Below are 19,724 nucleotides of genomic sequence, written 5' to 3'. Positions count from 1 at the left end.
GACACCTGTCATAGTGACCGCACAGATCATGACAACCGTCATAGTAGGGGGAAGCATGGCAACGGGATTCCTCGGACTCGGCGTGATGGGCCAGCCGATGGCGCTCAACCTGGCGCGCGCGGGCACCCCGCTCGCGGTGTGGAACCGCACCCCGAGCCGGGCCGAACCGCTGTGGGCGGCCGGTGCCACCGTGCTGCCCGGCGCCGCCGCCGTGTTCGAGCGCGCGGACACGGTCTTCCTCATGCTCAGCAACGGCGACGCCATCGACGCGGTCCTCCGCCGCGGCACCCCGGACTTCGCGGAGCTGGTCGCGGACCACGTCGTCGTGCACATGGGCACCACGTCCCCGGAGTACTCGCACGGTCTCGAAGCCGACGTCCGCGCGGCCGGTGGCGCCTACGCCGAGGCGCCCGTTTCCGGATCCCGGCAGCCCGCCGAGGCCGGGCAACTGGTGGCGATGCTGGCGGGTGCGGCCGAGACCACCCGGGTGGTGCGCCCGCTGCTGGCCCCGATGTGCCGCGAGGTGGTCGACTGCGGGGCCGCGCCGAACGGCATGCTGATGAAGCTGTCGGTCAACCTGTTCCTGATCACCATGGTCACCGGCCTCGCCGAAGCGGTGCACTTCGCCGACCGGCAGGGCCTCGACCTGCCGACGCTGCTCGGCGTGCTGGACGCCGGGCCGATGGCCAGCGCGGTCTCCCGGGTGAAGGCCCGCAAGCTCGCCGACCGCGATTTCACCGTGCAGGCCGCCATCGCCGACGTGCGCTACAACAACGAGCTGATCGCCGCCGCCGCCGAGTCGGCCGGCATCGCGGCACCGCTGCTGAACGACTGCCTCGGCCTGTTCCGCGAAACCGAAGCCCTCGGCCTCGGCGGCGCCGACATGGCCGCGGTCGTCCAGGCCATCGAGCAGCGAACGGACGAAGCCGCCGGCGTGGTGACCAGTGGCGCGCCCTAGCCGGACCCGCGCTGACTGCTGCCGCGGACGATCAGTTCGTGCGGGGCGACGATGGCCCGCGGCGCGGGCGAACTCCCGGCCAGGCAGTCGAGCGCCGATCGGGCGATGGCGTCCTTGTCGGGGGAGATGGTGGTCAGCGACGGCACGCTGAACCGGCCGTCCTCGATGTCGTCGAACCCGGCCAGCGCCAGGTCCCCGGGCACGGCGACCCCCCGGTCGGCCGCCGCGCGCAGGGCGCCGAGGGCGAGTTCGTCGGTGAAGCAGAACACCGCGTCCGGCGGTTCGGCGAGGTCGAGCAGGCCGAGCATGGCGCGGTGGCCGTCGGCGCGGTGCAGCGTCTCGACCGGCACCTCCAGCTCCGGCACGGGAGCCAGCCCGGCACCCGCCAGCGCCTCGCGGTAACCCCGCAGCCGGCGGCGGGCGGTCGCGTTCGCCACGTGCGGCTGCAGGCCCAGCGCGGCGACGCGGCGGCGGCCGGAGGCGAGCAGGTGCTCGGTCGCCGTGCGCGCGGCGGCGACGTTGTCGATGGCCACGTGGTCGACGGCGGCGGTGCTGTCGTGCTCGCCGAGCAGCACCAGCGGAACGGTGTCGGTCCGCGCGGAGAGCTCGTCGGGGGAGACCGCCCACGGGTTGAACAGCATGCCGTCGACCAGTTGCGTGCGCTGGCCGTGCAGCAGCCGCCGCTCGCGCTCGGCGTCGCCGTCGGTCTGGTCGATCAGCACGGTCAGGCCGCGGGCCTCGGCGATGCGCACGGTCCGCGCGGCCAGTTCGGCGAAGTACGGTGAGTCGACCTCGGGGATGACCAGGGCGACCAGCCCGGTCCGCCCGCGCCGGAGCGAGCGCGCGGCCATGTTGGGCCGGTACCCGAATTCGTCGATGCTGGCCTGGACCCGGGCCCTGGTCTCGTCGGCGACGTAGCGGAAGCCGTTGACCACGTTGGACACCGTGCGCACCGAAACGCCGGCGTGCTCGGCCACCTCACGCAGGCTCGCGCCCATGCCACCTCCAGGAGAACTCCGCCCAGGCTACCTCTTGCAACGTTGCATGCCACGTTGCAAACTGGACGACACACCGAAGGAGGTCGTGATGGACGAAGCACAGCTGGCCGCGGTCACCGCCCGGATCGAGCGGGACGGCATCGCCGGGCTGCCCGGCGCCTTCGAGCGGGAGTGGGTGGCGCGCCTGGGCGAAGACGTGGACGCCGCGTTCACCGAGGCGCTGGCGCGCGAGGGCGGCGCGGTCGGCCGGGGCCCGAACCGGTACTACGTGGAGATCCACCCGGAGCAGCTGCGCGGCTTCACCGATCTGGTCACGCACCCGTGGATCGACGCGGTGTGCGAGGCGGTGCTCGGCCCGGACTACCGGATCGTCGAGGTCGGGTTCGACGTGCCGCTGGCGGGTGCGGTCGACCAGCCGTGGCACCGGGACTTCCCGATGCCCGCCGAAACCAGGGAAACCGGCAGGCTCACCTCGCTCGCCATCAACGTGACCACAGTGGACACCGAGGCGGACATGGGGCCGTTCGAGATCGCGCCGGGCACGCACCGGGAAACCGGCGAGGACTTCGAGCACGGCATGTTCCCGCCCAAGGAGAACTACCCGCGTTACCGTTCGCTGGCCACCCGGAAGTACCCGAAGATGGGCGACATCTCGATCCGCTCCGCGCTGACCGTCCACCGCGGCACGGCGAACGTCTCGGCCAAGTCGCGGCCGGTGCTGGTGCTCGGTGTCGACGCACCGGGCGCGGGCAACGACGAACGGCACGACACCGCGGTGACCCGAGAGTTCTGGGACACCCTGCCGGACTCGCTGCGGCACCACCTGCGCTGCCCGGTGGTCGACCGCCTCCAGCCGATCACCCAGAAGCACACCATCGAGGGGCTGGTGATGGGCGCCGCCGAGTAGGGGCTCGTGGCCGGTCGCCACCGGCTCGGCCGCGCCCTCGGCGAGGGTGGCGTGGGGGTGAGCTGGCGGGCCGTGGACGAACTGGCCGCGGGGCTGCGGCATCGGCCTGCCCCCGGCCGGCCGCTGCGGGACAAGGTGAACGACCTGCTCCAGGCCGCGCTGGACGACGGCCGGTGGCAGGCCCACGACCGCACGCTCGGCCCGTCCGGCTCGCCGGCCACCCGTCCCGCTCGACCGCTACTGGTCCGGCCGGCCGGTACGCTGGGATCATGCGGACTCGACCGACGCTGACCTGGGCGTCCACCGGTGAACCGCAGCCGCGCACCCGCAGCCTCGACGAGGTCGCCGAGGTGCTCGCCGAGCGGGGCGCGCTGGTGCTCAGCGGTGCCGGGCTGTCCACCGAGTCCGGCATCCCCGACTACCGCGGTGACGGCGGCAGCCTGCGCCGCCACACCCCGATGACCTACGACGAGTTCGTCGGCAGCGCGGCGGGCCGCCGCCGGTACTGGGCCCGCAGCCACCTCGGCTGGCGCACCATCGCCCGCGCCCACCCCAACGACGGCCACCACGCGGTCACCGCGCTGCAGGAACGCGGTTACGTCTCCGGGGTGATCACGCAGAACGTCGACGGGCTGCACCAGGCCGCCGGGGCCGGTGACGTGGTGGAACTGCACGGCAGCCTGGACCGGGTGAGCTGCCTGGACTGCCGCCGCACCAGCCCGCGCGAGGAGCTGGACCGGCGGCTGCGGGCGGCGAACCCGGGCTTCGGCGGCGCGGCCACCCGGATCAACCCGGACGGCGACGTGGAACTGGCCGAGGAGGACGTGCGCGGGTTCGAGCTGGTGGCCTGCGCGGACTGCGGGACCGGGGTGCTCAAGCCCGACGTGGTGTTCTTCGGCGAGAACGTGCCCAAACCGCGGGTGGAGCACTGCTACCGCCTGGTCGACGAGGCCGGGGCGCTGGTGGTCCTCGGCTCCTCGCTGACGGTCATGTCGGGCCTGCGGTTCGTCCGGCACGCCGCCAAGGCGGGCAAACCGGTGCTGATCATCAACCTCGGCCAGACCCGCGGCGACCGGTACGCCACGGTGCGCGTGGACCGCCCGCTCGGCCAGGCCCTCACCGAACTGGTCACCCGGCTCGGCTGAACTCCGGCCAGCCGCGCGAACGCCGTGTGCAGCGCGGCGAGCGGGCCGGCGAGCCCGGCCGGGTCCGGGCTCTCCAGCACGAACCGGGCGAGCACACGCAGGGGCAACTCGTCCGGATCGCCGCCCGCCTCCTCGGCGATGACCGGCCCCGCAACGCCGGGGTCGGACGGACCCCGCCGGGCCAGGAAGCCGCGGAGCGCTTCGAGGATCGGCACGCCTTCGCCGCGCTCGCGCACCGCCGCGACCGGCGCCGTACCCGGGCACCAGCGCCTCCTTGCCGCCGGAGGAGTGGGCGAACAGCGTGGCCACCGCGCCGCGTCCGCCAGCGCCTGCCGGGTCGCCGCCTTCTTGCGCTCACGCCGGGTGGGTGTGCTTTTCTGGCGGTCATGACCTGGGACGTGCACCGGCTGCCGCGTGCCGAGCGGAAGACCTTCCTGATCACCGGTGGCAACGCCGGGATCGGTTACTTCGCCGCCGAGCAGCTGGCCGGTACCGGGGCCACCGTGGTGCTCGGCAGCCGCGACCCGGCCAAGGCCGGGGCCGCGATGACCGCGATCCGCACGCGGGTGCCCGGTGCCCGCGTCCGCCACCTGCGGCTCGACCTCGCCGATCCGGCCTCGATCGAGGTCACCGGGCGGTTCGACGCGGTGGTCTGCAACGCCGGGGTGCTGCTCGACGGGCCCGGGCGGCGGGAAGCTCCCGGCGGCACCGAGCTGATGTTCACCACCAACCACCTCGGCCACTTCACCCTGGTGCGGTGGCTGCTGCCGTCGCTGGCCGCGGCCGGCCGGGTGGTCACCACCGGCAGCTTCACCGCGAAATCCGTCGAACTGGACTTCGACGACCTGCAGAGCACCCGCGACTACCGGGCCAAGCGCACCTACTCGCGGGCCAAGCTGGCCCAGATGCTGTTCGGGTTCGAGCTGGACCGCCGCCTGCGCGCGGCGGGCAGCGGGATCCGCAGCGTGGTCTGCCACCCCGGCGGCGCGCTCGACTCGCTGACCCCGTCGCGTCCGCCGGTCCGCGTGCGCTCCGCCGGTGAGCGGCTCCGCGGCCTGCCTGCCGGGCTGCTGCTGCAGGGCAAGCAGGCCGGGGCGTGGACGGCGGTCCGGGCGGTGCTCGACCCGGCGGTGACCGGCGGTCAGCTGCTGGGGCCAAGGGTGTTCGGCCTGCGGGGCGCACCGGTGGCCGAGCCGGTCCGCGGGGTGCTGGCCGATCGGGAGGCGGCGGCCCGGCTGTGGGCGGCGAGCGCCGAGCTGACCGGTGCCGAGCCCACTGTCACATCCGCTTGACCCGCGGGGTCATCTCCGGTGGAGTCCGGCGAGGAAGGATCGTGACGGGTGGAGACGGTGGAATCGGTGCGGGAAAGCGATTGGCTGGCGGCGGAGTTCGAACAGCAGCGGCCGCGGTTGCGCGGGGTGGCCTACCGGGTGCTCGGTTCGCTCAGCGAGGCCGACGACGCCGTGCAGGAGACCTGGCTGCGGCTGAACCGCACCGGCGGCGCGGAGATCGAAAACCTGGCTGGCTGGCTGACCACGGTGGTGGCACGCGTCTGCCTCAACCTGCTCCGTTCCCGGGAGAACCGGCGTGAGGAACCCCTGGACGCGGTCGACGGCCGTGAGGACACCGCGGACCCGGCCGAGGAAGCCGTGCTGGCCGATTCGGTGGGCGTGGCCCTGCTGGTGGTGCTGGACACGCTCACCCCGGCCGAGCGCGTCGCCTTCGTGCTGCACGACCTGTTCGCCGTGCCGTTCGAGGAGATCGCCGCGCTGCTCGACCGGACGGCGGCCGCGGCGAGGCAGCTCGCCAGCCGCGCCCGGCGCCGGGTCCGGGGCACCCACCCGGCGCCCGCCGACCTCGGCAGGCGGCACGAGGTGGTCAGCGCCTTCCTGACCGCGTCGCGGGGTGGCGACTTCGGCGCGCTGGTCGCCCTGCTCGACCCGGACGTGGTGCTGCACGCCGACGCGGAAGCCGGGCCCGCTCCGCGGCCGCTCACGCTGCGCGGCGCCGCGCACGTGGCGAAGGGTGCGATCGCCGCGGGCGCGGCGCGGGCGGCGTTCTCCGGGCCGGCGCTGATCAACGGTTCGCCGGGGGTGGTGCTGGCGCCGCACGGCAAGGTCTTCGTGGTGCTGCGGTTCACCGTGGAGGACCGGCGGATCACCCGGATCGACGTGATCGCGGCGCCGGACCGCCTGCGGGACCTGGAGATCGCGGTCGGTGGTTGACCTCCAGCACGATCGAGGTAGTTGGCTGGAAGTCATGGAGAACGAAGAGCTCGGGGCGATCGAGCGGGTGGTCGCCACCGTGGAGCACGCGCAGCAGCACGAACTCGTCGACGAGTTCGTCGGCCTGTTCCGGGCCGACGCGATCTGGACCACCGGCGGGGGCAAGCGGTTGCTCGGCCGGGACGAGATCGCCGCCTTCACCCGGCAGGTGCTGCCGGGTGCCATGCGGGGACTGCGCTGCACGATGGAGGTCGTGCACGTGGTGTTCATCCGCCCCGACGTCGCGGCGGTGAAGGTGCGCCAGCGCTACTGGAGCACGGACGGCACGCCCCGAGAGGACGAGGGGGAGGGCACGCCGTTGTTCGTCATGGCCGAGGAGGACGGTGACTGGCGGCTGGTCGCCTGCCAGAACACCGCCGTGGCGGCCTGAAAACCTCACTCGTCGGCGTCGTCCCCCTCTTCCGGGGGCGGCGCCTGCCGCCTGGCCAGCACGACGAGCAGCACGATGATGCCGACCGGGCCGCCGAAGACCATGATCTCGTCCCAGCCGCCCTGGTGCGCCAGCACCCCGTGCACCGCTCACCCTCCCGAAACCAGGTAGATGCCGATGGCGGTGTAACCGACCATCAGCGCCAGCACCGGGTACTGGCCCGCCTTCTCGTAGTGTGCCCGCAGCACCGCGAGGGCCCGGTCGTGGGCGGAGACCACGCCGAGCACGTGCCCCACCACGATCGCGCCGATCTGCACCGCGGCGATCAGCGCCGGGGACAGCACGGTGTAGTCGACCGGGCGCAGCAGGCCCTGCTGCCCCTCGAACACGGCGAACGAGAAGTAGTGCGCCACGGTGTACCCGACCGTGATCGGCACCAGCGAGTGCGCGAACTCCCGGTACGGCTCGGTGCCCTTGCGCAGGAAGGGGCGGGTCAGCCGGACCGCGCCGGCGTAGGCGGCGGAGATCAGGCCGATCGCCACCGCGAGACCCGCCGTGCCGAGCAGCACCGCGGTGGTGCCGTCCAGTTCCCGGGTGCCGTCCGTCCACAGCGGAAGGCGGGTCAGCCCGTCGAAGGCGGTGGCGCCGAGCAGCACCAGGATGAACGGGGTCGACCCCGGCGAGCGGCCGAGCGTGAGCAGGCCGTCGAGCGGGTTGCGCAGCACCAGCGCGCCGTCGGCGCGCCTGCCGACCGGGGCCAGGGCCGCGACCAGTCCGAAGTAGACCTCGAAGGCGTCACCGCGGGCGAACCACGCCGGTCCGTACCGCACCCCCGCCACGACCTGGGCGAGCACGTACGCCGAGAGGAACACGGCCACCGCGAGCGGGGCGTCGGAATGCGGGAAAACCAGTTCCAGCCAGAGGAAAGCGAGCATCCCGGCGATCGCGGCGCGGGAACCGGGCCGGGTGGGTGCCGGGCGGGTGACCCGCAGGGCGGGCACGGCCAGCCGCACCGCCGCGGCGATCGTGCGGGCCGGGTTGACCAGCCGCCACACCGGGCCCAGCAGCAGCGAAACCGCCACCAGGCCGACCCAGAACCAGGCGTAGAACCACGCCGGGGCCGGGTTTTCGCCGCTGTCCCCGCCGGAGAACGCGGTGCCAAGCACCACCGCCAGCGCGGCCACGCCGAGCACCCGCAACGCGGCCCTGATCACCGGCGAATCGGCCACCCGCGCGACGACCCGGGGCAGGGGCCGCCCGGCCCGTTCCCCTTTCAGGCGCGGGGTCTTCCACAGCGCGGTCAGCGCGAAGAACGAAATCAGCACCGCCGCGGCACCGGCGTAGAGGGCCAGCCACAGCGGCACGGGCAGATCGGAACGGCCGCCGAGGCCGTGCGCCAGGATCACCGCACCCGCAGCTGGGTCAGCGGGCCGGTCTCGTGCATCTCGACCTCGAACACCCCGGGCACGTCGGCGGTGAAGGTCAGCGACGCCGGGGTGCCGGGCTCGCACGGGGCGGCCTTGTCGTAGCCGTGGACGTGCAGTTCGTCGGTGGCGTCGCAGGTGACCCGGATGGTCACCGAGGAACCGGTGGCGGCTTCGATCCGATCAGGACCCTCGGTCCGGGTGCCGCCGCTGACGGCGAAGCGGTGGTCGGAGCCGGAACCGTCCTGCCCGGTTTCGCCGGATCCGCAGGCGGCCAGCCCCAGCACCGCCAGCACCACCACACCACGAGCGCACCAGTTCACAGGAGTTCCTTCCGCCGGCTCGACTTTACGTGTAACCAACGGTAACATGCTATTTCCAGTAACTGTTACCAGGGGTAACACGTAGTTTGCCGGAAGGGTCCATCAGTGAATCTCGCGCAGCCGACCAGTCCGCCCGCCGGTGGTGCCGAGTTGGGGCAGATCGCCATCGCCGGACTGATGTTCTTCGTCATCTTCCTGCCGCTCGCGGTGTTCGTGCTGCGTGAACGCGCGGGCAGGCGCACCGCCGCGGGCAGGCTGGCGGACTGGGCGGCCCGGCGGTCCGGCCTGCCGCGGTGGGCGGCGCTGCCGATGTTCCTCGCCGGGCTGTCGGGGCTCTCGGCGCTGATCGGCGTGTACTGGGACGTGCCGATCCACATGGAACTCGGGCGCGACGAGGGGCCGCTGGCCAATCCGTCGCACTACCCGATCTACTTCGGGCTGATGGGCATCTTCGCCAGCGGGGTGCTCAGCGCCGGGCTGGCGAAGGGCAAGCTGCCCGCCCGCACCTTCGCGCTGGGCCCGCACTGGCGGGTGCCGATGGGCAGCGTGCAGATGATGGCCACCGGCCTGGTCGGCGTGGCCGGTTTCCCGCTGGACGACGTGTGGCACCGGCTGTTCGGCCAGGACGTCACCGAATGGGGCCCCACCCACGTGCTGATGATCGGCGGCGGCATCGGCGTGGTGATCGGGCTGCAGCTGCTGCTGGCCGAGGCGCGGCAGGTCGGCGCCACCGGTCCGCTGGTGCGGCTGCTCGGGCCGCTGCTGGCCGGGGCCTGGATGATGGGCGCGTCGGCGTTCCTGATGGAGTTCGACCTCGGCGTGCCGCAGTTCCCGATGCTGGCGCAGGTGGTGCTGGTCGGCCTGATCGGCGGCTGGACCCTGCTCTACGGCAGGCTGGCGTGGGGACCGGGCGGCACGCTGATCGTGCTCGCGGTGTTCCTGGTGACGCGCGCGGTGTTCGCGATCATCCCGTTCGCCGACGACCTGCACGTGGCCTCGCTGCTGCCGTACGTGGTCGAAGCCGTGGTGATCGAGGTCGTCGCGCTGCTCGCCGCCCGCGCGGGGGTGCACCGGCTGGCGCTGCTGGCCGGGATCGGGGCGGGCACCATCGGCATGCTGGGGGAGTGGGCGTTCTCCCAGTGGCTGATGCCGAACCCGTGGCCCGCCGGCCACCTGCCGCTGTTCCTGGTCTTCGGCACGGCCGCCGCGGTCGCCGGGTGCCTGATCGGGGCCTGGCAGTACCAGCAGGTGGAAAGCATCGCCGAAACCACGGACGCGACCGCGGGCACGCCCGCGCGCAAGGTCCGGCACGTCGCCGGGCTGATCGGCGCCCTGGGGGCGGTGGGCCTGATGGCCGCGGTGGTGGTGCCGCAGGACCCCCCGGCCGGGCTGACCGCGGAGGTGGCGCTGACCGAGTCGGCCACCAGCCTGCCGGTGTCCGGCCCGCACGGCGGCGGTGAACCGCGCTGGGTCGACGCCACGGTGCGCATCAGCGATCCGGAACTGGCCGAGGACGCGCTCTGGCTGAACGGCTTTTCCTGGCAGGGCGGGGACTTCTTCACCGAACCGCTGGAGCGGATCGGCGAGGGCGTCTACCGCACCACCGAACCGCTGCCGGTCTACGGCGCCTGGAAGACCGGGTTCCGGCTGCACACCGCGAACCGGATGCTCGCGCTGGCCCCGGTCTACGCCCCGGACGACCCGGCAGCCGGTGCCCCGCCGATCGAGGCGGTCCCGGGGAGCCGCCCGTTCATGTCGGAGATCGAGTTCCTGCAGCGGGAACGCAAGAGCGAGACGCCCGCCGTGCTGTGGACGGTCGCCTACGTCGCCGTCGGCCTCATCTTCGGCGGCATGTGGCTGCTGTTCGGCTGGCTCTACACCGCGAGCGCCGGGGTGCGGCCGAAGGCTACCGTCTAGGGCATGGAGATCATCGTCGATGACCTGTCGGGACCGGAGATCGCGGAGTTCCTCGCCGAGCACGTCGCCGAGATGCGCTCGCTGACGCCGCTGGAGAGCAAGCACGCGCTGGACCTCGACGACCTCCGCAAGCCGGACGTGACCTTCTGGTCGGTCCACGACGGCGGGGCGCTGGTCGGCTGCGGGGCGCTCAAGGCGCTCGACGCCGAGCACGCGGAACTGAAGTCGATGCGGACGAGCACCACGCGCAAGCGCAGCGGGATCGGCTCGCACCTGCTGACCCACATCCTCACCGAAGCGCGGCGCATGGGTTTCAGCCGGATCAGCCTGGAAACCGGTTCGGCCGGCTTCTTCGCCCCGGCACGGCGGCTCTACGAGAAGTTCGGCTTCACCGAATGCGCGCCGTTCGCCGACTACCGCCTCGACCCGCACAGCGTCTACCTGACCCGGACGCTGTGACACGGGTGCGGCCCCGGGGAGCCGCACCCGTGTCGCGGGCGTCAGGCCAGGTTCTTCTGCTGCACGTCCCATTCGGTCGAACACAGGCCGCAGTCCGGGCCCGCGAACTGGGCTTTGCTCGTCTGGTCACCCTTGAGGTGCCACTTCAGCCAGTGCCCGCCGACGCGGCCGAATTCTCCGCCGTTCGGCTGGTCGAAGGTGCCGAAGTGCCCGACGTCGAGGTTGCCCATGAACGCGGGCAGCCCGGCGGGCAGCCGCTGCCAGTCGTCCATCGCGTTGGGGTAGGCGATGTCGCTCGGGCCGCCGATGAAGTAGGCGATCGGTGCGTGCAGCCGCTGCAGCAGGTGGTTCTGGCTGTCGCCGAGCAGGCCGCTGTTCCACAGCACGGTGGTGGTGATCCGCTGGTCGTCGGCCACCTCGTAGGTTTCGATGCCGCCGCACGACTGACCCATCACGGCGACCTTGGTGGTGTCGATCTTCCCGCGGTACTTGCTGCCGATGCGGGAGTTCTCCGCGATGGCCCAGTCGATCGACTCGATCAGCATGTCCGGGTCGGTCTGCCCGAACCCGCCCGGCCTGCCGTTCGCGATCACCAGGAAGCCGTGCGAGGCCCATTCGGTGAGGATGTTCTCGAACCAGGTGCCGTCCGCGCGGCAGGCGCCGTTGCCCCACGCCACGATCGGCAGCTTGATGCCGCTGGGCAGCGTGTTCGGCCGGTAGATGGTGTGGTCGGACAGCCGGATGGTGGTTTCGTAACCGGCGGGGTACGGCCCGGAACCACCGAGCGCGGACGGCGGTGGGCCCGCCGCGCCGGCGGTGGCGGGGAGCAGGGTGGCGGCCAGGGCGAGGACGCCGAGCAGGGCGGTGCGCAGTCGCATGGTTCCCTCCGGGGTAGGGGAGTCGGCCCTGCCGGATTGTGTCGGCCCGCCACCGCCCCCGGCCAGGGCGGCGGTGGCGGACCGGCGAAATCGCCGATAGCTCGCGAGTCCGAAGTGGACGGTCAGCCCTCGTTCGCGGTCAGCTGCACGTAGCCGACGCCCAGCTGGGCGAACGCCTCCACGGCGAACCGGGCCAGCTGGTCCACCGTGGTGTTGTTCGCCAGCAGCAGCTGGGTGTTCTGCAGCCGCGCGCCGGTGAGCCCCTTCAGCTCCTTGTACTCGATCTTCACCGTGGTCCCCGCGATGCCGGTCACCTCCACCTTGACGTCCTGGTACACCCCGGTCAGCTTCGAGGTGATCTTCGAGACCAGGTTCTGGATGGCCACCGCCGCGGTCAGCGTCGCGACCACCACCGCGATGGTCATCGGCTCGACGCCGACCGATTCGGCCTGCGCGGGAGTGGTCCACGCCCCGCCGCTGTAGAGCCGGGTCGCGCTGCTCTGCGAAGTCAGGTCGATCTCGATGGCATCCGACCGCGCCTCGCTGAACATGGTGCTGGTGGTGAGCTTCTGGTCGAACCACACCTGCACGCACTCCTTCGGGACCAGCAGGTCGTCACCGGGCACGATCGGCTCCTCGGCGACGTAGATCGGCGTCGTGGTGGTCTGCCCGGACAGATCGGTGCACACCGAGCTCAGCGCCGGGTGGATCGAGCCGAACTGGTTGACCAGCGTGATGCCCTCGGGCTGGCCGCCGGAGGCCGCCTCCCCGAGGTAACCGTCCGCGTCGAGGACCGCCTGCTGGCCGAGGCCGATGGGGACCTGGTTCGTGGACACGTCGACGGTCGTGCTGCCGTCGTCCTTGAACTCGTTGCTGCCGAAGAGCTCGTACACCGGCTGCCAGGAGAACTTGTTGCCGGTCAGGTAGTCGGTGGCCGACTGCCAGACCACGTTGTAGGTGTCGTTGACCTTCTTCGCCACGCAGAGCTTGTAGTGGGCGTGCTTGAGGGTGTGCAGGTCCGCCGGGGCGATCTGGATGTCGACGGTCTTGATCATCGGGTTCGGCATGGCTTTCTCCTTCGTTCTGCGGAATTCCCGGGCCGGTGCGACCCTGGGACCGAAGCTTCCGGAAAGGGCGTCTGCGCCGCGTCGCCCGAACGCACGCCCGCCGGTCTGCCGGGTGTGCGTTCACCCACTGGGCTGGACAAAGGCGGGAAAATGACGCTGGGCCATTGGCATTAACCGCCTCGGCGGAATTGCGCCGCGGTGCTGCACGCGCAGTCGCGTTACCGCCGGAAAGGTCTCTTCCGGGTGGTCGTCAGTGGGAAGCGGAACTCCCATCGGGGGGCCGCCACGCCTCGTACGTGCAGCTGACGGAGCCGGTGACGCCGGGCCAGTCACCGGGGAGATGCGCCCGAGACACCTGCGGTGCGATGCTCGGATTCCGGTGGAAGGTGACGAAGGAAATGAGGCTGGCGATGGGCGGATCGGCGGACGAGAACAAATCGGATCGGGCCGGGATGGCGGTTTTGACACTGCTCGGCCGGTTCGAACTCCTGGTCGGCAACGAAGTGGCCGCGTTGCCGAGGGGAGCGCAGCGCCTGCTCGCTTTCCTCGGCGTGCGGAACGGAACGCCGGTGCACCGCTCGGCGGCGGCCGAGCAGCTCTGGCCGGAGAGCCGCAGGCAGCGCGCGGCGGCCAACCTGCGGCAGGCGCTGTGGCAGGTGCGGCGCGAGCACCCGGTCGTCGAGACCACCGGGGAGCACCTGCGCCTGTCCCCGGCGGTCGCGGTCGACTTCTGCCGCGCGCTGGACTCGGCCCACCACACCGATCCGGGAGCCGACGAGTGGCTGGCCGGGCTGCTCGGCCGGGAACTGCTGCCGTACTGGGCCGAGGAGTGGCTGGTCGCGGAGCGCCAGCGCTGGGAACAGGTCCGGCTGCACACCCTGGAGGCCATCGCCAGGCGGCTGCTCTCGGCGGGCTCGCACCTGCCCGCGCTGGAGGCGGCGCTGACCGCCATCGCCATCGACCCGGTGCGGGAAAGCGCGCACTGCACGGTGATCGCGGTGCACCTGGCGCAGGGCAACACCGGTTCCGCGCTGCGGCACTACCAGCACTACCGCGGCCTGCTGCACCGGGAACTCGGGGTGCTGCCGTCACCGCGGATGACCAAACTGGTTTCCGCGCCGCACGCCACGCTGTGACCACGGCGGCCCGCCGCCGTGGGGGTCAGCCGGGTGTCCGCTCGCGGACCGGCCAGGTCCAGCCCGCTTCCCGCAGGGCGTCCGCGCGCTGCCGGGCGGCGGTGGCCCGCGTGGCCGATTCGGCCTCCCGCCAGTAACGCGGCGAAGCCGTGGTCTGCGTGGGGTGCTTCCGGTACAGCAGGCTGGGCTCGGCGATGAACCAGCCGTCCGCCACCGCTTCGGCGGCCAGGAGCAGGCCCACGGTTTCCGCCCCGGTGAGCGCGGGCCAGCCGCCCAGCGCCCGGACCAGCCCGGTGTGCGCGGCGAAGGTGGCGGCCTGCACCGAAAGGCGGTCCTCGGCGTGCTCGCGGTAGAAGCGCCCCGGCGGGACCGGGCCGTCCGGCGGGTCGTACGGGCCGGGTGCCGTGGTCCCGTCCGGCAGCAGGTCCAGGCACGCCGACGTGCACCACGGAACGCGCCGCAGCACCTCGATGTCCCGGTGCAGGGCGCCGGGGAGCAGCACGTCGTCGGCGTCGAGGGTGCGGACCACCGAGCCGTTCGCCCTGGTCAGGGCCATGGTGCGGGCGACACCGGCCCGGCCGGGCAGCCCGGAGCCGAACGAGATGCGCGGATCCGGGGGCAGCTCGACGGCCGAGGTCCCCCCGTCCTCCTGCAGGCACCACTGCCACGCCCAGCCGTCCGGCAGGTCCTGCTTGACCAGCGATTCATAGGCGTCGAGCAGGTACTCACCACCGCGCACCGCGGTGACGACGCTGATGATCGAGACCGTCACCCGTCCGGTCTACCGGAACACGATCAACACGGACAGCGGAAGTGAGCACGCGAACCGGGGCCGACCGGCCACGAATGGCCGGTGCCCGGCCTGGCCGGCGGCACGTTCCCGGCGGCACGATCCCGGCAGATCGCCGGACGAACGGAGAGCCGCCGTGGCGCTGACCCACTTCGACGCGCAGAACGCGCTGCTGACCCCGGGTGAACGGGGGGTGCTGCGTGCCCTCTGCCGCGGCCTGTCCACCGCGGAGGTCGCCGCCGAACTGGCCATCGCCGAGGGGGCGGTGGGCCACCACCTCGGGCGCATCCTCACCCGGCTCGGGCTGGACGAGGAGGACGACCGGCCGGCGCTGTCCGGCGCCGCGCCGGATCCGCTGCGGCTGGCCGTGCTCGGCCCGTTGCGGGCGTGGCGCGGTGAGGCGCCGGTGGACCTGGGACCGGTGCGGCAGCAGGCGCTGCTGGCCGCGCTGGTGCTGCGCTCCGGTCACCCGGTCGGCAGCGGTGAGCTGCTCGACGCGGTCTGGGGGCTGGAACCGCCGTCCGCGAAGGTGGTGCCGGTCTACGTCTACCGGCTGCGCAAGTGCCTGCACTCGGCGACCCCGCTGATCCACCGCGACCGGAACGGCTACCGCTTCTCCGGCGACGGCGTCCGGCTCGACCTGGACCGGATGGAACGGATCGCCGCCGAAGCGGGCGCGTTCCGGCGGGCCGGTGACCGGGCTGCCGCGGTGGACCGGTACCGCGACGCGCTGGCGCTGTTCCGCGGTGAACCGCTGGCCGGACTACCCGGCCCGTTCGCCGACGGCGAGCGCCGACGGCTGATCGAACGCCGGATCGTGCTGTCGCAGGAGAAGCTGGAACTGCAACTGCTGCTGGGCCACTACGCCGACGCGATCGGTGAGCTGACCGTGCTGACCTCCGCCCACCCGCACAGCGAACCGCTGGCCGCGTTGTTGATGCGGGCGCTGGACGGTGGCGGGCGCCGGGCGGATGCGCTGGGGGTGTTCACCCGGCTGCGCCGCCGCTTGGTGGCGGACCTCGGGGTCGAGCCGGGGGAGCTGGCGCGGCGGGTGCACCAGGCGGTGCTGCGGGGTGACGGTTTCGGTGTGGTGCCCTGAAGTCCACTGTGGACAGGTGCGGTCAGCGGGCGACGCGGGGTGCCTGGTGCGAACACCGGCAGCGGCAGGCCCGGAATTCGGTGCCCGGCTGGTGTGGCCGTACCGAGGCAGAGCCCCGTGAACGGGCCAGGGGTGGCGCAGGGTGATCCCGCGGTGCGGGCTGGGTGGTGCCGTGCCGGGCCCGTGAACGGATCAGTGGGCGGCGCGCAGGGTCAGCAGTGTGATCTCGCTCGGCGCGAACACCCGCAGCGGTGGCCCCCAGAAGCCGGTGCCCCGGCTGGTGTAGAGCTGGGTGCTGCCGTGCCGCGACAGGCCCTGCAGCACCGGCTGGTCGGTCCGCACGAGCAGGTGGAACGGCCAGATCTGCCCGCCGTGGGTGTGCCCCGCGAGCTGCAGGTCGACCTGCCCCGCGGTCTCGGCGATCTGCTTGGGCTGGTGGGCCAGCAGCACGATCGGCGTGTCGCCGGGAATTCCGTCGAGCGCCGCGTCCAGGCGGGCGCCGTGGCCGTCCAGGCCGGAAGCCAGTGCGGTGGCGTCGTCGATCCCGGCCAGTGCCAGGCGGTCACCACCGCGTTCGACCACGACGTGGCGGTTGTGCAGCGGCTCCCACCCGAGCGACTCCAGGTGGTCCAGCCACGCCTGCGCCTCACCGAAGTACTCGTGGTTGCCGGTCGCGTACACCTTGGCCAGGCGGGCGTTGATGGTGCCGAGCGGCGCGGCCTGCTCCCGGCGCTGCGCCACCGTGCCGTCGGCGACGTCACCGGCGTGGCAGACGATGTCCGGTTCCAGCTCGTTCACCGCAGCGGCCACGCGCCGCGACCACCGGGAGCGGTCGATCGGGCCGAAGTGGGTGTCGGTCAGCAGGACCACCGTGGTGCCGTCGAACCCGGCCCCGAGCCGGGGCAGCGTCACCTCGACGCGGCGGATCCGCGGCAGCCGCATCGCCTCGCGCACCCCGTGCAGCACCAGCACCACGCTGATCCCGAGCACCAGCCCGGCCACCAGCCGCGACCGCAGCGGCTCGGCGACGCCCAGCAGCGCGAGCCGGGCCAGCAGGCCGAGCACCGACCAGGCGAACAGCACCCAGACCACGCCGAGCACGGTGTCGCCCGCCACCGCTGCCCGGTCCCGTCCGCGCCCGTGACCGAGGAACATCAGCACCGGGAAGGCGATCGCGGTCAGTCCGAAGAGGACAGCCCCGAGCACGGGCACCGGCTGCGGCCACGGCAGCGCGATCGTCGCCCACGGCACGCCGAACAACAGCAGCAGGGCGAGCACCACCACACCCGCGAACACCCCGCGCCGGCGGGCTCGCGGTGGCCGGGTGCGTTGCTGGGTCTGCGCCATGCCACCACGGTACCCGCGTTGCACTTCAGCGGGATTTCACGGCTGGGGAAAGGATCTGCCGCACACCGGGAAGCCGTCCGGGGCTTCCGGTGACGCGGGGGGTGAGCCTGGGCACACCGTCCCTCGCCGCCACCCAGCCGATCAGGCCCGGCGAGCCGTTCCGCGTGGCCAGCCAGCCCAAGACCTTCGTCGCGGTCGTGGTGCGGCAACTGGCCGGGGCGCCCCGGACGAGCCGATCGAGCGCCACCTGCCCGGGGGCCACGGCAACGGCCACGACGGCACGTTCAAGCCGCCGGAAGCGGTGCGGGCCGGGCTGAGCACGGCGCGGGCGGCCTCCGTGGCAAGGTGATCGACTCCGCCCCTGCGAAACCCCCGCGTAGCCGGTCGTCAGCCCAGTTCGGCGAGCTTCGGCACGGCCGGGGCCATGCCGTCGATCCAGGCGGCCGGGGAGCCCGTGGTCGGCGTGACGATCACGGCCTGCACGCCGAGTTCGGCGTAGGCGGCCATGGCCCGGACGAACTCGTCCCGGTTCTCCGGGCCCGGCCGCGGGTTGTTCGCCAGGATGGTCTTGCGGATGCCGTCGTAGTCGCGGCCCGCGTCGTCGCAGTGCCGCCGCAGCACGTCCAGCTTGTGCCGCACGTCCTCCGGTGAGCTGCCGAACAGGTTGCACGCGTCCCCGTACCGCGCGACCAGCCGCAGCGTCTTGCGCTCCCCGCCGCCGCCGATGAGCACCCTCGGCCGGTGGAGCGGCTGCGGGGAGCAGAGCGTCTCGGCCAGCTGGTAGTGCTTGCCCTCGAACGGCCCGTTGTCCGCCGGGTCCCACATCTGCCCGCAGATGCGCAGGGTCTCCTCCAGGCGTTCGAACCGCTCGGCCACCGGCGGGTAGGGCACCCCGAGGCCGAGGTGCTCCCGCTCGAACCAGGCGGCCCCGATGCCGAGCGCGGCCCGGCCGCCGGAGAGCACGTCGAGGGTGGTGACGATCTTGGCCAGCAGCCCGGGGTGGCGGTAGGTCACGCCGGTCACCAGCAGGCCGAGTTCGATGCAGGTGGTGTGGGCGGCGAGGAAGCCGAGCGTGGTGTAGCCCTCGAGCATGCTGGCTTCGGCGGGCAGGCCGGTCGGCTCGATCTGGAAGTAGTGGTCCATGAACGACAGCCAGCTCGCCCCGGCGGCTTCGGCCGCGGCCCCCACCCTGGCCAGCTCGCCGGCGATGGCACCGGGGCCGCCGTCGATGTCGAAGATGGGCAGGTGGAAGCCGAGTTCCATGGGGCGCTCCTCAGTCGGGTGGGGTGGCACCCACGCTAGGACCTGGAGGGCGCTCCAGCGCAACCCGTTTGCGGAGCAGGAGCATGGCGATGTCGTCGGGCACCGGATCCCGGCCGACCAGTTCGGCCATGACCCGGGCGCACACCTGCTCCGGCGATCCGGCGGTGAGGGTGGCGAGCAGCTTGCGCATGCCTTCGTCGATCGACGCGCCCCGGCGCTCGACCAGGCCGTCGGTGTACCAGCACAGCAGCGCACCCGGCGGCACCTCGACCGTGGTGCTGCGGCGTTCGCCGACGGCGATCGGCAGGCCGATCGGCGGGTCCGGCTCGACCGGCAGGCTGATCGCCGGACCGGACGGCCCGGCCAGCGCCGGCGGCAGGTGCCCGGCCAGCGAAATGACCATCCGCTCGTGGGCGGCGTCCAGCACGCCGTAGCCGACGGTGGCCATCACCCCGGTCTCGAAGTGGCGGGCCTTGCGGTCGAGCTTGGTCAGCACGTCGGCGGGGTTGTCGTAGTCCAGCGCGTAGGCCCGCAGGGCGCTGCGGAGGCGGCCCATCACCACGGCGGCACCGAGCCCGTGGCCGGCCACGTCGCCGATGACCACGCCGATCCGGCCGCCGGGCAGTTCGAACTGGTCGTACCAGTCCCCGCCGATGCCGGTGTTCGTGCCGGGCACGTAGCGGGCGGCGAAGTCCAGCTCACCGAGGGCGGGCAGGTGCGCCGGGAGCAGCCCCCGCTGCAACGCGGTCGCGGCGGCCCGGTCGGAGGCGGAGTCCTCGAGCTGCACGGCCAGCGCCAGCCGGGTCCCCACCATCTGCAGGAGTTCGGTGTCGGTGTCGGTGAACACGCGCTGTTCGACCGAGCCGACGTGCAGCACGCCGACCAGGTTGTCGCCCGCCAGCAGCGGCACGCCGAGCAGGGTGGCCAGCCCGCGCTCCCACAGCAGGGGGTTGACCACGGTTTCCGGGCCGACCCGGTCCACCACCAGCGGACGGCGGGTGGCCGCGATGGTGCCGGCGAACCCGGCGCCGACCGGGACGCGCACCCCCTGGAAGACCTCCTCCTCGATGCCGGAGGAGGAGATGGCGCTGAGCAGCCCGGCGTCGGCGTCGTGGCGCAGCACCGTGGCGGTGTCCACCTCGAGCAGGGAGCGGACGCGTTCGAGCAGAGCCACCAGGAGCTTGTCGAACTCCAGGTGGCTCAGCGCGGAATCGGTGATGGCTTCGAGTACCCGGAGCCGATCGTCTGAGCGCGGCTCGTCGGACACCGGATCAGCCTAACAACGAACCAGGCGGTGGGCACGCGGGCAGCCCCTGGTCCGGCGGGAAAATCGGCGAATCGCCCGACCCGGTGCAGTT

21 protein-coding genes are annotated in these 19,724 nt (G+C 72.7%); 11 read left to right on the top strand and 10 right to left on the bottom strand.

Annotation, left to right across the window (positions count from 1 at the left end):
• The first annotated feature begins 55 nt into the window (after positions 1–55).
• Positions 56–958: an NAD(P)-dependent oxidoreductase gene (locus AC07EG_RS15405; RefSeq protein WP_478253735.1), complete on the top strand. Its 903-nt coding sequence runs from the start codon at positions 56–58 to the stop codon at positions 956–958.
• On the opposite strand, the gene AC07EG_RS15400 is transcribed toward AC07EG_RS15405, so the two are convergent.
• Positions 955–1,956, bottom strand: coding sequence for a LacI family DNA-binding transcriptional regulator (locus AC07EG_RS15400; protein WP_478253734.1), 1,002 nt, complete (start codon positions 1,954–1,956; stop codon positions 955–957). The genes AC07EG_RS15405 and AC07EG_RS15400 overlap by 4 nt on opposite strands.
• 88 nt (positions 1,957–2,044) lie before the next feature.
• Between AC07EG_RS15400 and AC07EG_RS15395 the strand changes: the two genes are divergently transcribed.
• From AC07EG_RS15395 to AC07EG_RS15370, 6 genes are all read left to right on the top strand, one after another.
• Positions 2,045–2,863 (top strand): phytanoyl-CoA dioxygenase family protein, encoded by an 819-nt coding sequence (locus AC07EG_RS15395; protein WP_478253733.1) that lies wholly within the window; start codon positions 2,045–2,047, stop codon positions 2,861–2,863.
• 6 nt (positions 2,864–2,869) lie between these two features.
• Positions 2,870–3,154 carry a hypothetical protein gene (locus AC07EG_RS15390; protein ID WP_478253732.1) on the top strand — a complete coding sequence of 95 codons (285 nt, stop codon included), beginning with the start codon at positions 2,870–2,872 and terminating at the stop codon, positions 3,152–3,154.
• Positions 3,133–4,008 (top strand): NAD-dependent protein deacetylase, encoded by an 876-nt coding sequence (locus AC07EG_RS15385; protein WP_478253731.1) that lies wholly within the window; start codon positions 3,133–3,135, stop codon positions 4,006–4,008. Before AC07EG_RS15390 ends, AC07EG_RS15385 begins: the two co-directional genes overlap by 22 nt.
• A gap of 386 nt (positions 4,009–4,394) precedes the next feature.
• Positions 4,395–5,300, top strand: a complete 906-nt coding sequence (locus tag AC07EG_RS15380) for an SDR family NAD(P)-dependent oxidoreductase (protein WP_478253730.1) — start codon at positions 4,395–4,397, stop codon at positions 5,298–5,300.
• A gap of 66 nt (positions 5,301–5,366) precedes the next feature.
• On the top strand, positions 5,367–6,233 hold the full coding sequence (locus AC07EG_RS15375; RefSeq protein ID WP_478253923.1) for a sigma-70 family RNA polymerase sigma factor: 867 nt from the start codon (positions 5,367–5,369) through the stop codon (positions 6,231–6,233).
• Positions 6,234–6,267: 34 nt separating this feature from the next.
• Positions 6,268–6,663 (top strand): SgcJ/EcaC family oxidoreductase, encoded by a 396-nt coding sequence (locus AC07EG_RS15370; RefSeq protein WP_478253729.1) that lies wholly within the window; start codon positions 6,268–6,270, stop codon positions 6,661–6,663.
• A gap of 5 nt (positions 6,664–6,668) precedes the next feature.
• On the opposite strand, the gene AC07EG_RS15365 is transcribed toward AC07EG_RS15370, so the two are convergent.
• From AC07EG_RS15365 to AC07EG_RS15355, 3 genes are read right to left on the bottom strand one after another with little or no spacing between them, the layout of a single operon-like run.
• Positions 6,669–6,809, bottom strand: coding sequence for a hypothetical protein (locus AC07EG_RS15365; RefSeq protein ID WP_478253728.1), 141 nt, complete (start codon positions 6,807–6,809; stop codon positions 6,669–6,671).
• A 3-nt stretch (positions 6,810–6,812) separates the two neighbouring features.
• Positions 6,813–8,069 (bottom strand): hypothetical protein, encoded by a 1,257-nt coding sequence (locus AC07EG_RS15360; protein WP_478253727.1) that lies wholly within the window; start codon positions 8,067–8,069, stop codon positions 6,813–6,815.
• Positions 8,066–8,410 (bottom strand): cupredoxin domain-containing protein, encoded by a 345-nt coding sequence (locus AC07EG_RS15355; protein WP_478253726.1) that lies wholly within the window; start codon positions 8,408–8,410, stop codon positions 8,066–8,068. Before AC07EG_RS15355 ends, AC07EG_RS15360 begins: the two co-directional genes overlap by 4 nt.
• 105 nt (positions 8,411–8,515) lie before the next feature.
• Here AC07EG_RS15355 and AC07EG_RS15350 point away from each other — a divergent pair, with 105 nt between their 5' ends.
• Positions 8,516–10,327 (top strand): hypothetical protein, encoded by a 1,812-nt coding sequence (locus AC07EG_RS15350; protein ID WP_478253725.1) that lies wholly within the window; start codon positions 8,516–8,518, stop codon positions 10,325–10,327.
• A 3-nt stretch (positions 10,328–10,330) separates the two neighbouring features.
• On the top strand, positions 10,331–10,786 hold the full coding sequence (locus tag AC07EG_RS15345) for a GNAT family N-acetyltransferase (RefSeq protein ID WP_478253724.1): 456 nt from the start codon (positions 10,331–10,333) through the stop codon (positions 10,784–10,786).
• Between the two features lie 41 nt (positions 10,787–10,827).
• On the opposite strand, the gene AC07EG_RS15340 is transcribed toward AC07EG_RS15345, so the two are convergent.
• A complete protein-coding gene (locus AC07EG_RS15340; RefSeq protein WP_478253723.1) occupies positions 10,828–11,664 on the bottom strand; it encodes a poly(ethylene terephthalate) hydrolase family protein in 837 nt (278 codons plus the stop codon).
• Between the two features lie 122 nt (positions 11,665–11,786).
• Entirely contained in the window at positions 11,787–12,731 is a 945-nt protein-coding gene (locus AC07EG_RS15335) for a hypothetical protein (RefSeq protein ID WP_478253722.1), read from the bottom strand.
• 452 nt (positions 12,732–13,183) lie between these two features.
• Between AC07EG_RS15335 and AC07EG_RS15330 the strand changes: the two genes are divergently transcribed.
• Positions 13,184–13,867, top strand: coding sequence for an AfsR/SARP family transcriptional regulator (locus tag AC07EG_RS15330; RefSeq protein WP_478253721.1), 684 nt, complete (start codon positions 13,184–13,186; stop codon positions 13,865–13,867).
• A 25-nt stretch (positions 13,868–13,892) separates the two neighbouring features.
• Here AC07EG_RS15330 and AC07EG_RS15325 read toward each other — a convergent pair whose 3' ends face one another.
• The gene (locus tag AC07EG_RS15325) at positions 13,893–14,639 is read right to left on the bottom strand and encodes a glycosyltransferase family 2 protein (RefSeq protein ID WP_478253720.1); all 747 of its coding nucleotides are present in this window, start codon (positions 14,637–14,639) and stop codon (positions 13,893–13,895) included.
• A 154-nt stretch (positions 14,640–14,793) separates the two neighbouring features.
• Between AC07EG_RS15325 and AC07EG_RS15320 the strand changes: the two genes are divergently transcribed.
• Entirely contained in the window at positions 14,794–15,756 is a 963-nt protein-coding gene (locus AC07EG_RS15320; protein ID WP_478253719.1) for a BTAD domain-containing putative transcriptional regulator, read from the top strand.
• Between the two features lie 192 nt (positions 15,757–15,948).
• Here AC07EG_RS15320 and AC07EG_RS15315 read toward each other — a convergent pair whose 3' ends face one another.
• From AC07EG_RS15315 to AC07EG_RS15305, 3 genes are all read right to left on the bottom strand, one after another.
• On the bottom strand, positions 15,949–17,103 hold the full coding sequence (locus tag AC07EG_RS15315; RefSeq protein WP_478253718.1) for a metallophosphoesterase: 1,155 nt from the start codon (positions 17,101–17,103) through the stop codon (positions 15,949–15,951).
• 387 nt (positions 17,104–17,490) lie between these two features.
• Positions 17,491–18,366 (bottom strand): LLM class F420-dependent oxidoreductase, encoded by an 876-nt coding sequence (locus AC07EG_RS15310; RefSeq protein WP_478253717.1) that lies wholly within the window; start codon positions 18,364–18,366, stop codon positions 17,491–17,493.
• A gap of 10 nt (positions 18,367–18,376) precedes the next feature.
• Entirely contained in the window at positions 18,377–19,633 is a 1,257-nt protein-coding gene (locus AC07EG_RS15305; protein ID WP_478253716.1) for a PP2C family protein-serine/threonine phosphatase, read from the bottom strand.
• Positions 19,634–19,724: the final 91 nt, after the last annotated feature.

It is taken from the genome of Amycolatopsis sp. NPDC045836 (assembly GCF_056431745.1).
Note: the sequence above shows the minus strand (reverse complement) of the source record. Positions and strands in the feature narration are given on the sequence as shown.

Coding starts and splice junctions, on each gene's coding strand:
- AC07EG_RS15405 (WP_478253735.1), top strand. CDS start 56: ATGGCAACGGGATTCCTCGGACTCGGCGTGATGGGCCAGCCGATGGCG.
- AC07EG_RS15400 (WP_478253734.1), bottom strand. CDS start 1,956: ATGGGCGCGAGCCTGCGTGAGGTGGCCGAGCACGCCGGCGTTTCGGTG.
- AC07EG_RS15395 (WP_478253733.1), top strand. CDS start 2,045: ATGGACGAAGCACAGCTGGCCGCGGTCACCGCCCGGATCGAGCGGGAC.
- AC07EG_RS15385 (WP_478253731.1), top strand. CDS start 3,133: ATGCGGACTCGACCGACGCTGACCTGGGCGTCCACCGGTGAACCGCAG.
- AC07EG_RS15380 (WP_478253730.1), top strand. CDS start 4,395: ATGACCTGGGACGTGCACCGGCTGCCGCGTGCCGAGCGGAAGACCTTC.
- AC07EG_RS15370 (WP_478253729.1), top strand. CDS start 6,268: ATGGAGAACGAAGAGCTCGGGGCGATCGAGCGGGTGGTCGCCACCGTG.
- AC07EG_RS15345 (WP_478253724.1), top strand. CDS start 10,331: ATGGAGATCATCGTCGATGACCTGTCGGGACCGGAGATCGCGGAGTTC.
- AC07EG_RS15340 (WP_478253723.1), bottom strand. CDS start 11,664: ATGCGACTGCGCACCGCCCTGCTCGGCGTCCTCGCCCTGGCCGCCACC.
- AC07EG_RS15335 (WP_478253722.1), bottom strand. CDS start 12,731: ATGCCGAACCCGATGATCAAGACCGTCGACATCCAGATCGCCCCGGCG.
- AC07EG_RS15330 (WP_478253721.1), top strand. CDS start 13,184: ATGGCGGTTTTGACACTGCTCGGCCGGTTCGAACTCCTGGTCGGCAAC.
- AC07EG_RS15315 (WP_478253718.1), bottom strand. CDS start 17,103: ATGGCGCAGACCCAGCAACGCACCCGGCCACCGCGAGCCCGCCGGCGC.
- AC07EG_RS15310 (WP_478253717.1), bottom strand. CDS start 18,366: ATGGAACTCGGCTTCCACCTGCCCATCTTCGACATCGACGGCGGCCCC.